Source organism: Bacteroides sp. FSHCM14E1 (genome assembly GCF_019633785.1).
GTDB lineage: Bacteria > Bacteroidota > Bacteroidia > Bacteroidales > Bacteroidaceae > Bacteroides > Bacteroides hominis.
Window position 1 is genome coordinate 1 of sequence record NZ_JADKYL010000009.1, and the last position, 12,593, is coordinate 12,593.

General features: G+C 46.3%; 18 protein-coding genes. 8 read left to right on the forward strand and 10 right to left on the reverse strand.

What is annotated here, in order from left to right:
- The 4 genes from ISX59_RS14005 to ISX59_RS14020 all read right to left on the reverse strand — a co-directional run.
- The coding region (locus tag ISX59_RS14005; protein ID WP_250727506.1) for a sugar phosphate nucleotidyltransferase at positions 1-127 on the reverse strand (127 nt) is incomplete at its 3' end.
- A 1-nt stretch (position 128) separates the two neighbouring features.
- Positions 129-1,226 carry an MraY family glycosyltransferase gene (locus ISX59_RS14010; RefSeq protein WP_188521194.1) on the reverse strand — a complete coding sequence of 366 codons (1,098 nt, stop codon included), beginning with the start codon at positions 1,224-1,226 and terminating at the stop codon, positions 129-131.
- A gap of 51 nt (positions 1,227-1,277) precedes the next feature.
- Positions 1,278-1,763, reverse strand: a complete 486-nt coding sequence (locus ISX59_RS14015; protein ID WP_032535434.1) for a UpxZ family transcription anti-terminator antagonist — start codon at positions 1,761-1,763, stop codon at positions 1,278-1,280.
- A gap of 44 nt (positions 1,764-1,807) precedes the next feature.
- Positions 1,808-2,347 carry a UpxY family transcription antiterminator gene (locus ISX59_RS14020; protein WP_005781154.1) on the reverse strand — a complete coding sequence of 180 codons (540 nt, stop codon included), beginning with the start codon at positions 2,345-2,347 and terminating at the stop codon, positions 1,808-1,810.
- A 731-nt stretch (positions 2,348-3,078) separates the two neighbouring features.
- On the opposite strand from ISX59_RS14020, the gene ISX59_RS14025 reads away from it, so the two are divergent.
- The 4 genes from ISX59_RS14025 (at position 3,079) to ISX59_RS14040 (ending at position 6,540) form a co-directional block, all read left to right on the forward strand.
- Entirely contained in the window at positions 3,079-3,471 is a 393-nt protein-coding gene (locus tag ISX59_RS14025; protein WP_005781156.1) for a hypothetical protein, read from the forward strand.
- A gap of 70 nt (positions 3,472-3,541) precedes the next feature.
- Positions 3,542-5,701 (forward strand): VapE domain-containing protein, encoded by a 2,160-nt coding sequence (locus tag ISX59_RS14030; RefSeq protein WP_220576000.1) that lies wholly within the window; start codon positions 3,542-3,544, stop codon positions 5,699-5,701.
- A 223-nt stretch (positions 5,702-5,924) separates the two neighbouring features.
- Entirely contained in the window at positions 5,925-6,257 is a 333-nt protein-coding gene (locus ISX59_RS14035) for a type II toxin-antitoxin system RelE/ParE family toxin (RefSeq protein ID WP_005797911.1), read from the forward strand.
- Positions 6,235-6,540, forward strand: coding sequence for a helix-turn-helix domain-containing protein (locus tag ISX59_RS14040; protein ID WP_005797912.1), 306 nt, complete (start codon positions 6,235-6,237; stop codon positions 6,538-6,540). Before ISX59_RS14035 ends, ISX59_RS14040 begins: the two co-directional genes overlap by 23 nt.
- A 173-nt stretch (positions 6,541-6,713) precedes the next feature.
- On the opposite strand, the gene ISX59_RS14045 is transcribed toward ISX59_RS14040, so the two are convergent.
- The gene (locus tag ISX59_RS14045) at positions 6,714-6,899 is read right to left on the reverse strand and encodes a hypothetical protein (protein ID WP_234058332.1); all 186 of its coding nucleotides are present in this window, start codon (positions 6,897-6,899) and stop codon (positions 6,714-6,716) included.
- A gap of 212 nt (positions 6,900-7,111) precedes the next feature.
- A complete protein-coding gene (locus ISX59_RS14050; protein WP_005790540.1) occupies positions 7,112-7,357 on the reverse strand; it encodes a DUF4248 domain-containing protein in 246 nt (81 codons plus the stop codon).
- Between the two features lie 267 nt (positions 7,358-7,624).
- On the opposite strand from ISX59_RS14050, the gene ISX59_RS14055 reads away from it, so the two are divergent.
- Both ISX59_RS14055 and ISX59_RS14060 read left to right on the forward strand, forming a co-directional pair.
- A complete protein-coding gene (locus tag ISX59_RS14055) occupies positions 7,625-8,095 on the forward strand; it encodes an HU family DNA-binding protein (protein ID WP_005781170.1) in 471 nt (156 codons plus the stop codon).
- A 31-nt stretch (positions 8,096-8,126) separates the two neighbouring features.
- Complete coding sequence (locus ISX59_RS14060) at positions 8,127-8,222, forward strand: smalltalk protein (RefSeq protein ID WP_156127618.1); 96 nt, start codon at positions 8,127-8,129, stop codon at positions 8,220-8,222.
- Between the two features lie 169 nt (positions 8,223-8,391).
- Here ISX59_RS14060 and rpiA read toward each other — a convergent pair whose 3' ends face one another.
- The 3 genes from rpiA to ISX59_RS14075 are packed head-to-tail and all read right to left on the reverse strand — an operon-like array spanning position 8,392 to position 10,248.
- The gene (gene rpiA / locus ISX59_RS14065; RefSeq protein WP_005781172.1) at positions 8,392-9,093 is read right to left on the reverse strand and encodes a ribose 5-phosphate isomerase A; all 702 of its coding nucleotides are present in this window, start codon (positions 9,091-9,093) and stop codon (positions 8,392-8,394) included.
- Positions 9,094-9,122: 29 nt separating this feature from the next.
- On the reverse strand, positions 9,123-9,263 hold the full coding sequence (locus ISX59_RS14070) for a hypothetical protein (RefSeq protein ID WP_005808208.1): 141 nt from the start codon (positions 9,261-9,263) through the stop codon (positions 9,123-9,125).
- Positions 9,244-10,248, reverse strand: a complete 1,005-nt coding sequence (locus ISX59_RS14075) for a DUF3843 family protein (RefSeq protein WP_220576001.1) — start codon at positions 10,246-10,248, stop codon at positions 9,244-9,246. The genes ISX59_RS14070 and ISX59_RS14075 overlap by 20 nt, the downstream gene beginning before the upstream one ends.
- A gap of 72 nt (positions 10,249-10,320) precedes the next feature.
- On the opposite strand from ISX59_RS14075, the gene ISX59_RS14080 reads away from it, so the two are divergent.
- Positions 10,321-10,830 carry a GNAT family N-acetyltransferase gene (locus ISX59_RS14080; protein ID WP_032542745.1) on the forward strand — a complete coding sequence of 170 codons (510 nt, stop codon included), beginning with the start codon at positions 10,321-10,323 and terminating at the stop codon, positions 10,828-10,830.
- A gap of 25 nt (positions 10,831-10,855) precedes the next feature.
- On the opposite strand, the gene ruvA is transcribed toward ISX59_RS14080, so the two are convergent.
- A complete protein-coding gene (ruvA, locus tag ISX59_RS14085; protein WP_032531946.1) occupies positions 10,856-11,458 on the reverse strand; it encodes a Holliday junction branch migration protein RuvA in 603 nt (200 codons plus the stop codon).
- Positions 11,459-11,616: 158 nt separating this feature from the next.
- Between ruvA and ISX59_RS14090 the strand changes: the two genes are divergently transcribed.
- The gene (locus ISX59_RS14090) at positions 11,617-12,516 is read left to right on the forward strand and encodes a diaminopimelate dehydrogenase (RefSeq protein ID WP_005821599.1); all 900 of its coding nucleotides are present in this window, start codon (positions 11,617-11,619) and stop codon (positions 12,514-12,516) included.
- Positions 12,517-12,593: the final 77 nt, after the last annotated feature.

Below are 12,593 nucleotides of genomic sequence, written 5' to 3' on the forward strand. Positions count from 1 at the left end.
ACATAAGTACTGAGATAGGATAATAAATCATCGGTTTATCAAAAATTGGAAGTAACTGTTTACTTACTCCTTTAGTGATCGGATATAAACGAGTGCCGGAACCTCCAGCTAAAACAATGCCTTTCATATTATTTCTGTTTTTTATCTCTTACCCTGTCAAACCATAAATTCAGTCCCACCCACACAGCAATATCCGCCAAAAGCATCACCGTGTTGTCAACCACCGGAACCAACAGAATATTCACCGCACTAAATGCACAAGAAATCAGCAAGATCGTTATCATCGCCTTTCTTGGTGTGAAACCCATTGCCAGGAACTTATGATGAATATGGTTCTTGTCCGGTTCGAAAGGGCTCTTGCCACTGCGAACACGAACCATCACCACACGGATCACGTCGAATGCTGGGACAATCAGCGTACTGAAAGCAATCACGAAAGCACCTTCGGTATACGGGGTGACATCCGGATTGTACTGGCTGTATTTGATGGCAAGGAAAGAGAGCACATAGCCCAAAGTCAGGCTGCCCGTATCACCCATAAAAATCTTACGGGCACGTTCCGCACTGCCGAACACGTTATAGTAAAAGAAAGGGACCAGCACACCGAACGTGGCAAAGGCGAGCATGCTGTACGTCCAAAGTTCTTTCTGCATGAACAGGAAGCCGAAGACAAGCAAGGCAACGCTGCTCAGACCGGAAGCAAGACCGTCGATACCGTCAATCAGATTGATGGCATTGGTGACAAAGACAACCAGAAGAACCGTAAAAGGCATACCTATCCAGGCAGGAAGGGCATACAGACCGAAAAGCCCGTAGAAGTTATTGATCCAAAGGCCGGCCAGGGGAAAAAACGAGGCACAGATGATCTGGATCACAAATTTCTGACGGTAGCGCACTCCGACAAGGTCATCGGCGATACCCGTCAGATAAAGCAAAGTCATCCCACAGACCAGAAACATGCACTCGGGCAGCAAGTACACCGCACGGAGGACAGGAACATCATAACCCATCAGGATGCGAAGTGCGAACACACCGCAAGAGGATAACAGGATGGTGGGAAAGAAAGAGACACCGCCCAAACGGGGAATAGCACGTTTATGAACCTTGCGCTCACTCGGCATATCGAAAAGCTTCTTCCGCAAAGAGATAAGCAGGATGCGGGGAATGATAAGCCGGGCAATCGAAGCAGAGATGACAAAAGCCAATATGATGAAAAGGATATTCAAGACAAAGGGGATTTAGGTTATATACAGTGTTGTGTCGAAAAAGAAAAGAGTTCACTCCTCTACTTCCCAGTTGGGATAAGGATTCTCTTCAAGGCTGCGGAGTTGTTCGGCAATCTCACATTCATCGCCGGAAAGGGCACGTCCTCCCCAACTGTCGATGATGCTGTGTGCCTCACGGGAGAGGTCGTCGTCAAATACTTCGCCATAGCAATAAGTCAGAAGCTGCACCTTCAGCAAAGAAGCGGGCAGGCGGTCGAGCACTTCCCAACAACGGTTCAGGATCTGCTGGATGCGGACTTCCTTGTCACCGTTATTGTAGATCGTCGCGTTATAACCCATCAGAAGCGAAAGGCACAAACGGGCTTCTTCCTCGTCGGTGGAGCCATGATGGGGATATAAAGTGTTGGCACGGCTGAGTACATCACCGTTCAACCGGCTGAAGTGGTCGCTGTAGATGGGGCTGCCATCGGAACCCAGATACAGAAGTTCGTGCGCCAAGGTGTACAAAGCGGTAATTTGAGAATCTAAAGAGTTCATGGGAATATTTACTATTTACGATTTACTGTCTGCTATTTTACTGTTTAAAGATCGAGCGGCTCGATTAGAGAAGGATGGATGTAGGTGGTGGCAACGGCCATCACTCCCTGAATGGAAACCATCACGCGACGGTCGTTTTTCACACGGATGAACTCACCTTCGACACCGGCAAAAAGCCCACCCGTCACACGCACACGCTGTCCTTTACGGAAGGCTACAGCGGAAGGCTCCAGGTAAACCAGTTGCTGCTCGTAACTGCCGGCAACCGCCATGAAGCTGCGCATCTGGGAGTCCGGAACAACAATCGGCTGGCGACTTTCCCGATCCATGATATAACGGATCGGAAGGGATACACCCATCTCTTCTTTGATACGGTCGATACGTTCACGGCACGAACGGACGAATACCAGATTATGAACAGCGGGAACCAGTTTACGTACTCGGCGTTCGTTCTTCACGATATACTCGTAGCGCATCGGGATGAAATTCTCGATGGATTCGCTGTCAAGGTACGTTTTCAAAGAAAGTTCGCGGCTGTAGGTGACTCGCACAGCATACCAATGGATGTTGTCGGATTCCTTCACTAAAGGGTATTCTTTGGGGACACCGGAGTACGAAAGTACCTCCCGGTCAGATGATGTAATGCGAATATCAGTATTACTTGCATTCATGTGATCTCAAGACTCTCCCCTATCACAGCAGGAGAACGATGAAATGTTATGTAAGTACCCTGAAATTGACCATTTCCAGGAAACGGAAGGATTTCAGAGATAAAGCTCTATGAACGAATGAATTAGAAGTCATTGATGTTTCAAAAAACGTTCGTTTGTTTAAACACCATTTTTGACAGAATTTTAAAATCTCCAAAAAGAAAAATTCAAAAAGAGAAAAGCTAATTTAAAAATTCTAATAATTAATTGATTTACAAACAAATAAAAGCATTCAAAAAGGAACAAATAAATTTATTTATAAAAATATTTTGCTATAATAAAAATGCTGTTTACCTTTGTTCCATTGAACGAACGTTTTTTGAAACATACTCTTTTCTATTTACACTAAAATCCCCCTATTCACCGACGCCCTTTATATAATCGCGCACACGCGTACACGCATAATACTCTCTTTTTAAACTGATTTTACCCTGTCATGGAAACAGGTCAGGTATACTTAACCTATTTTCAGGACGGGGTGAAACATCAATTAAAAGTAAACAATATACGCGTATATAACGGATTATATACTAAAAACAGTTAATTTTGCCTTCGTAATAATAAATCATATTAGACAAAATGAGCAAAAAAAACCGAATGAAGGAATGATTCTCAACATAGAAGACATTCCTTATGTAGTAATTACAAACGGAAAAACTGACGAGAGTAAGAGAATTTTAGAAACACTGGAAAAGAAACCGGAAAAACTCGACATAACTACTCACAGAGAGCTGGTTATCCTCTTTTTCTTATGGTTGAATTACCAGCAAAAAGGAACGAAAAAGCGCAAAGGAATCCGTGAATTGGCACATATCATGTACCGTATGCTATACTTCGGACAGAAACAAAACCCCACAAAGGAAATGTCAGTACAATCCATTGAAACAGAAATATTTAACACACTAAAATTTTTGAAAGAGGAGAAAAAGGGAACGGATAAAGATCTGGAAACAAACATCTTAGACGAAATAAAGACATTCTTCAAAGAAAACGTCTAACAAGGTTTATAAAATCATCCCTAATTTTACAGCCGCAGACACTTACGTCGAGCTTAAAGAAAACAGAAAAATGGAAAACATTAGTATTACTACTTACAGGGGCTTCAGCAAAGTAAAAGGGAGATGCTCCCTGAATGAATTAATCGAAAAGGTACGCAGCAGTCGCTATGCCGCCCTGATTGAGAAAATAGGAAGGCTTATCAGTGAAGGGAAAACCAAGGAAGCGGAGAACGTAAAACGGCAGCTGGACTACTTCACCGTCACGGCAAACTACCACGAATGCAGGCTGGCGCATAGTATCGCCGCATACAATGACATCATCACCATCGACCTGGACCATCTGCCCGAAAAGGAGCTGGACCGGATACGGGCCCTGATAGAAACAGACGAAGCGACACTCGCCTGTTTCCTCACCGCCAAGCAACACGGATTCAAGGTGCTCGCCTATCCGGTAAGCCTCGAAGCGGAAGGGTGGCGAAACGCGTTCTTCCGGACACCGGCAATCACTTACAGCCGGTTGGAGCAGTATCACGCGGGAATGTACGAACTGGCCCGTAAACACTACGAAAAACTTCTGGAGACGGAAGTGGACACCAGCGGAAAGGACTTGTCGAGAGGTGTCTTCGCTTCGTATGACCCGAGGGCGTTTTACTCTCCCCGGCGGGTGGCACACATCCCGCAACGGACATTCACCATCGAAGCCCCCGAACCTGCACGGAGGGGAAGGCAGAAGGAAGAGCCCGCAACGGACCCAACAGGGGAAGTCAGCGCCTACACGTGCATGGAATTCAACAAATGCCTCAGCTCTACCCGCAGGCTGATGAAATACACAGAGGGAAACCGCAATTCGTTCCTCTTCACCCTGGGAAACAAATGTTTCCGAAAGGGACTTGAAGAGACGGAAGTCAAGCGTCTGGCAGCAGTGAAATTAGGGGAGGACGGACAGATGGATACAGACACCCCCATCGCGAACGCCTACACATATACGGACAGAACGGAACGGGCAGAGGAGAAAAAAAAGATACCGCCCGTGGAACAGGTGATAGACTATCTGAACAAGAATTATGCTTTCAGGCGAAACACGGTACTCGACCGACTGGAGATGTGCGACTTGTCCAAAACGAAGGAGGGAAAATCATTCTACGCCATGCGGAACAAGGATCTCAACTCCATCTTCCTGAACATCAGCAGACAGGGCATCGCCTATCCGCTCAACAGCCTGAAGTCGGTCATCGACTCGGACTATACACCGGAGTTCAATCCCTTTACCGACTACTTCGGAGGAAACGTGCGGTGGGACAGGACAACCGACCACATCGGGAAACTGGCGGACACCATACAAGCGGAGGATCAGGAATTCTGGAGGGAAGGATTCCGGCGCTGGATCGTAGCCATGGTGGCCTCGGCACTCCAACCGGGTAAAGCCAACCAGCAAGCCCTGGTGCTGCACGGGGCACAGGGAAAAGGAAAAAGCACCTGGATACGGCACCTGCTGCCCCCGGAACTCGGAGAATATTACCGCAACGGAATGATAGACCCGGCAAACAAGGACGACCTCTTGCTGCTATCCACCCGGCTGCTGATCAACATGGAGGAGTTTGAAGGTGTGAAGACAGGAGACATCGCCGAACTCAAACGGATCATCGGACAGGAGAACGTCACCATCCGGAAAGTATACGACACTCAGGCGCAGCTTTATCCCCGGAGGGCATCGTTCATTGGCAGCACCAACAACATGCAGTTCCTCAGGGATTACGGGGGAAACCGGCGCTTCCTGGTCATTCCCGTAAAAGCCATCGACTACCGCACTCCGGTAGACCACACAGGGGTATACGCACAGGCGGTGCAACTGATAGAAGACGGTTTCCGCTATTGGTTTGAAGGAAACGAGATAGACGACATCAACACCCGAAACGAACGCCACCGCATGAAAGACCCACTGGAAGAGAACCTGTATGTTTACTTCCGTCCGGCAGGAGAAAAGGACTTTGAGGTGAAATGGAAACCCGCCGCCGCAATACTGGCTACTCTATCTGTATACGGACGGACACAAGCCAACGCGCAAACGCAACAAGTGTTGGTACAGATTCTGGAAAGGGATGCCTTCGGCAAGCGTGTAAACGTCCATGGCATTACGGAGTATGCCGTAGTGGAACTCAGCCAACAGGAGGTGAGCGAAAACTTCAGGAAAAGGGAGAAGGGAAAGGAGATGGAAGAGTTACCGTTTTAAAAGTATCGGAAAGAAGGAGATAGAAGAGAAATGCCCCGTAACAATATATGTTATTTCGATTACATATATTCTTACGGGGCAGGACATATATTGGCGTTTTATTGACAAGCGGAATGGGATACTTCCTTATGTTATTTAAATGCGTATGGTGAAGAGTATTGTAACTTACCAAAAAAGTCCTAATAAAGTTGCATCTTAATACAACCTTTATTATCTTTGCGTCATGAAGAAAATAATAACGTACAAGAATTACTTTGCAGAGTTTATGGATAAACTCTCTGAGCTTGAACGGAAGAAGATACAACGCGCTCTATCTCTTTTTAAGGCAGAAGACAAGATACCGAGCCATTACATTAAATTCATTCGTGATGGAGTATATGAATTTCGTGTGGCCTGTGGGAACAATGAATTACGCATCTTTTTTATCTACGACGGTGAGAACGTAGTGGTATTGTTCAATTGTTTTAGGAAGAAGACGCAGAAAACCCCTGATAACGAAATAAAGAAAGCTATAAACTTAAAAAAAGAATATTATGAAGCTAAAGGAAATAAGTAAAGACATCTACGATGTAGATGCGTGGCTGGACGAAGAACTTGGCAAGGAGGGAACTCCTGAACGCGAAGCGTCTATTGAAAAGGCATGGGAAGAATATAACGGGCAGATATTGCTGGATGCCCGCAAAAATGCACGTTTGACACAGGAAGAGCTTGCCAACAGAATTGGTGCGGACAAATCTTACATCTCAAAAATAGAAAGGGGATTGATTACTCCTACCGTTTCTACGCTTTACCGCATTGCGGCCGCTATGGGTTTGTCGGTAGAGTTGCGCCCACTTTAACCACGAGGGGCACGGTTCTTCACGAGTCGCGCCTCTCTTCATTTAAACTATCAATTATGGCCGGTAGTTTATCCTATTCGAAATCAGCACCTGTACTGCTATACGTACAGATTCAAGCATTTTGCCGGATAGTTTACGGGCTGCCTTTTCAAACTCCTTTGAAAATTCAACTCTCATTTCTCAACCACTCCCAACCAGTCTATAAACTCTTTATGTTCTTCCTTTCCCAGCATTACCTTTCCATCAGGGTAATTTTCAGACAGGTAGCGGTAGGATTCGTTCCCATCGTATTCATCCGCTGCCTTGTCGAGCATGGACTCTATCAACCGTTTCAGGTTCGTACCCTGCTTTGCTGCCATAACCGAAAGAGCCCTGAAAGTATCTTCTTTCAGGGTGACAATCTTTTTTCTGTGCGGTACAAGAAGTAAAGGAGATGTGTCATAACTCTTTTCACCACGGAGTAACACGAAGTATCACAGAGTCTTTTATTAATAATCAATAACTTAAAATCGCCTCTGTGTTACTCTGTGTCCTCTGTGGTGAGTTTTGACACAGCCTCTTCTCTCTAATTTTATGCTCCCGGTTCTCCCATATATCGAAAGATCAGACGAACTTCCTTGGGCGTAAATGAATGGCGGTATTTATAGTATCCCACCTCCTCGAGTGCAGCCATCAGGAGTTTGTTGTGCCGCATCCAACGGCTGAGATTATTGAGGGCGGCATTTTCAGACAAATGGGGTGCATAAAGCAGAGCCAACTCGACTTTTGTATATACACGGATAGGAAACTCTCTCTCGTCATCTTCTAAATCTTTCATGTTTTTCAATTTTAAATTAATAAATAATCGGAACTTTACAATAGCATAAAGATAACAAAAACAAACGACATATCATAGCAGAAGTCATACTATTTCACAAAACATTCATTGATTTTCAATCTTTTATCCATACCGCCTCAACCCACGTCAACAAGCACAAAACAGGGGTTAGAAAGCGGTATCTTTGACATACCGGAAGAAAGGGAAAGAGCTCGTCCGACCTTCCGGATGCATTCTTAATTATTAACCATAAAAAATTATCGGACAATGGCAGTTCCATACAAAAAAATCGCGAGAAAGGATCCGCGAAAAGCGGATGCTATAGAGAAATTTTATCCGCAACTGGTCACTTTAGGTCAAAGCGCAAGCCTGGAAAGCATTGCGTACGAAATGAAGGAGAAAAGTTCGTTATCATTGGGAGATATCAAAAGTGTACTCACCAATTTTGTAGAGGCGATGCGTACCTCACTCTACAACGGGCAGTCGGTCAATATCCGAGATTTCGGAGTATTCAGCCTTTCGGCACGCACCAAAGGGGTGGATGCGGAAAAAGACTGTACGGCCAAAAACATAATGGCGGTGAAAATAAACTTTCGTCCGTCGTCGAGCGTACGTCCGAACCTGACATCGACCCGGGCCGGTGACAGAATCGAGTTTATCGACATCAAAGCGGCACTGGAAGGAAAGGAAACGGGAAAAGACGGTGACGGAGACATTGTGGATGACCCGACGGCATAAATCAGAATCACATGAAAGGAGGTGTAAAAAAATGAAGAAATCAAACTGGAACACAATTTTAAAAGTAATGATCGCAGTGGCATCTGCCATACTGGGAGTCCTTGGAGGAAATGCGATGAACTTGTAGGCAACGAAAGCTAAAAGGGATGTGTCATAACTCTTTTCACCACGGAGTAGCACAGAGTATCACAGAGTCTTTTTATTAATAATCAACAACTTAAACTCACCTCTGTGTCACTCTGTGGTGGGTTTTGATACATCCTCTTCAGTTTTCGTACTATCAACCGTTTCCGATCTTATTTTGCTACCATCACCTCGACATCATATCCCATAAACAGTCCGTTTTCTATAACACCCGTCACCGACTTGATTTCTTTTTCAAGAGACGAATGAATATTGCTGAACCAGGCATCGAGAATCAAGTTTCCACTTTCGGTGATCACAGGACCATCTTTACCTTTAGCCGGCCTCAGTTGGGTACGTGAAGCACCCATTGCCCGGATTTCCCTCTCTACGTAGGGCAAAGCCATCGGAAAGACTTCGACGGGGACAGGAAAACGGCTTCCCAGAAAAGAAACCTGTTTGCTTTCGTCCACCAAAATGAAAGTACGGTTGCTGCTGCTTATCAGCAGCTTCTCCTTGAACAGCGCTCCGCCTCTTCCCTTGATCAGATTGCGGTCGGGATCTACTTCATCTGCTCCATCGAAGGTCCAGTCGGGACGGCACATCCATAAAGTAGTCTGCGGAATGCCCAAGCGGACACATTCCATCGATATCTCCATCGAAGCAGGAATCACGGTGACGTGCAGATTCTCCGTACGTATCCTTTCGGCAATAGCGAGCAATGCCAGATATACGGTCGATCCGGAGCCAGCCCCAATGACCTCGCCTTCTTGTACGCGCATGGCAATCATACGGGCCAACCTCTCTTTACTCTCTCGGTTGGTTATCGTGTCCGACCATTGGAGATGTTCCATCAAACTACTTTCCCATTTCATAATAAAACCTGTTTATAACAGATAACAACTTATTTCACCCTACGGTTCAGCTGGTTATTGGCTTTTGAGGGTTTCGACTTTCCGATCCGCTTACCGGTAGGTTTCTTGCCTCCCGAAGCTTTGGGACGTCCGCTACCCGGACGGTCACTGCTATTTCCGCTCTTCTTCATAAAAATCTTCATTATAATATTTACCTAAATACCTGCGGGCTATGAAATCCCAGTTCTCGTGCAACAGCCTCCTGCCATCCCCGAAAGGAAAAGCAACCTCCGGCAATAAGCCGTGCTGCATGGCATAGTGCAACAAGTCGATGGGACAAAGCCCCGGAATATAAAACAATTCGGCCCCTTCTTGTTCGGCAATCTCCGGATTATATTCCGGATTTCGTTCGTCGCGGAAACAAGCGGCAATATTGGGAGCCAGCAAGACACCTTTCGGATTGGCAAAAAACACAAAATCTTCTTCATCGCCCAACTCGGGCATTAACGAATCGTCTTCATCGGCCCACTTCAACGCATCGACACAGAAGCGACGCAAATCAACATAGTCTTTTAAATATACAATCTGTTTTCCTCCGGAAGCACTCAGGAAGTTCGCTACATCACGGGGGAGATTCATTTCCGGCAAGACATCCAAAACAGGACCCGGAGGGGGTAACAAGGCACGGACATCCGGAAACCACTCCGTGGATTCATCACCGGTAAGGGGAGCCTGTTCAAAATGGGCATCGAGCACCGCATATACATCGGATGCGAGCTGAAGCAGAGAACTGTCAAACGGATTCCAAGGAGACGGAGAACTATCCGTAACGGGAGAAAGAAGCGTCCACAGCAGAAAAGATACATCCTCGGGATTTATTTCATCATCGGCATACGACTCTGTCAGTGTGTAAAAAGGCAGGAAACGTCCATACAACTGTTTATGCAACCGGATGAATGTATTCCAGCTACCGGAATTATTCACACAATCTTCCAGATACCAAGTGAAATAGAGAACAGCCCGGTTCTTATGAATCATCTGTCCGGTAAGCTCCGACTTCTCAAATACGGGCAACAGCCTGTTGGCAAAATCCACGTACCACTGATCGGTATCTGCCGATTGCATGCGTGGATGGGCTTCCATCCACTGTTGACGATATATTTTTTGCAATTTCATGAATTGGAGTGTTGATTTACGGAAACAAATGTACTTCTTTTCTGATAAGATTAGCTACATTTGCGGCAATTAATGAACTTTACGGCAATGGATATTACGCTCAGAACGCTCACGGAAAACGACTTGCCTTTTGTAAAAGACATCTACGATTATTACACCCTCCACACGACAGTGGTGTACTTTGTACACTGCGCCTCCATCGACGAACTGAAAAACTACATCCCCGTAGGCGATCCCGTCTACCGGTCGTTCATCATTGAAACTCCCGAAGGAACTCCCTGCGGATTCTGCTACTTCGCACGTTTCAAGCCCCGAGAAGCCTTCCGCATTTCGGTAGAACTGACCCTCTACCTGAAGCCGGAGTTCACAGGTCAGGGGTATGGAAAACAAACCATACTCCGACTGGAAGATATCATCCGGCAAGAAGGCTTCAGCAATATAATGGCACTGGTTTCGGGAGAAAACGAAGCCAGCATACGCCTGTTTGAGAGATGTGGCTTCGAGTGTTGCGCAAACATCCGGCAGGTAGCGGAAAAGTTCGGCAAAAAACTGGATTTGAGGATGTATCAGAAAATCTTATAAGCCTCCTTATACTGCCGAACTGTTCTCAGAGTCTCTTTAAGGCCAGCTTTATCACTTGCTCCACCGGAGCATCGGGCTCTTCCTTCAGAATGGCAAGCACCACTTTCTGAGAAGGCGCTGCGGCAAAGCCCAGCATCGTCAAGGCGGCAACGGCTTCTTCCTGCACTTCAGCATTCATGGCCGGAAGCAATGTACCGGTCACTCCTCCGGTGGCAGCAGCCATGGCACCTGTTTTAATTTTATCTTTCAAATCGACAATGACCCTTTGCGCTGTTTTCAGTCCGATACCCTTCACCGTCTTCAGCATATTGGCATTTTCGGTACTGATCACATTCACCAGTTCGGCCGGTGAAAGAGCGGAAAGAATCATGCGGGCCGTGTTTCCTCCAATGCCCGAAACGGAAATCAGCAGCAGGAAAAGTTCCCGTTCCTGCTTGTCGACAAAGCCATATAAAACGTAAGCATCTTCGCGGATGGCTTCGTAGATATAGAGTTTACAACTGCTCTTACCCTGAATGGCAGAATAAGTGTTGAGTGATATATTAACGGCATATCCCAATCCGTTACAATCGATAACTGCGGTTGCCGGACTCAGTTCGGCAATCTCGCCTTTGATGTATTCTATCATAATGGTTATAATCAGAACGCAAAGATAATAAATATTGTGCTTCACGAACCTTGAATAACAAAAACTAACTTTAACACCCCTAAGAGACTCAAAAACAAAGAAAATGACTAATTTTGCAACCGAAATAAAGAAATGTGTTAAACAAAACCAATAAAAAGATGAAAAAAGTAAGAGCAGCCATCGTAGGTTATGGCAATATTGGTCGTTATGTGCTGGAAGCCCTCCAAGCGGCTCCCGATTTTGAGATAGCAGGTGTGGTTCGTCGTGCAGGAGCAGAGAACAAACCGGCTGAACTGAATGATTACGCAGTAGTTAAAGATATAAAGGAACTTCAGGGAGTAGACGTGGCTATTCTTTGTACTCCGACCCGCAGCGTTGAGAAATACGCAAAAGAAATCCTCGCAATGGGAATCAATACAGTGGACAGTTTCGATATCCACACCGGAATCGTAGATCTCCGCCGTGAACTGGGTGCTTGTGCCAAAGAACACGGGGCGGTATCGATCATCTCGGCCGGATGGGATCCGGGAAGCGACTCCATCGTACGCACCATGCTCGAGGCTATTGCTCCGAAAGGCATCACTTACACCAACTTCGGTCCGGGTATGAGCATGGGCCACACGGTAGCCGTGAAAGCAATCGACGGAGTGAAAGCGGCTTTGTCAATGACCATCCCCACAGGAACGGGAATCCACCGCCGCATGGTATACATCGAACTGAAAGACGGATATAAATTTGAAGACGTGGCAGCCGCAATCAAATCGGACGCTTATTTCGTGAACGACGAAACCCACGTAAAGCAAGTGCCGAGCGTGGATGCACTCTTGGACATGGGACACGGTGTAAACCTGACCCGCAAAGGTGTATCGGGAAAAACCCAGAATCAGTTGTTCGAATTCAACATGCGCATCAACAATCCCGCACTGACCGCACAGGTACTGGTATGCGTGGCACGCGCTTCGATGAAGCAGCAACCGGGATGCTACACCATGGTGGAAGTACCGGTAATCGACTTGTTGCCGGGCGACCGCGAAGAATGGATCGGACATCTGGTATAAATCTGCTGCCTGATACAAGATACTTCTAAAAAGGAAAGGATGACCGCAGATTTTAAGAGGGTGTGTCGAAACTCTCA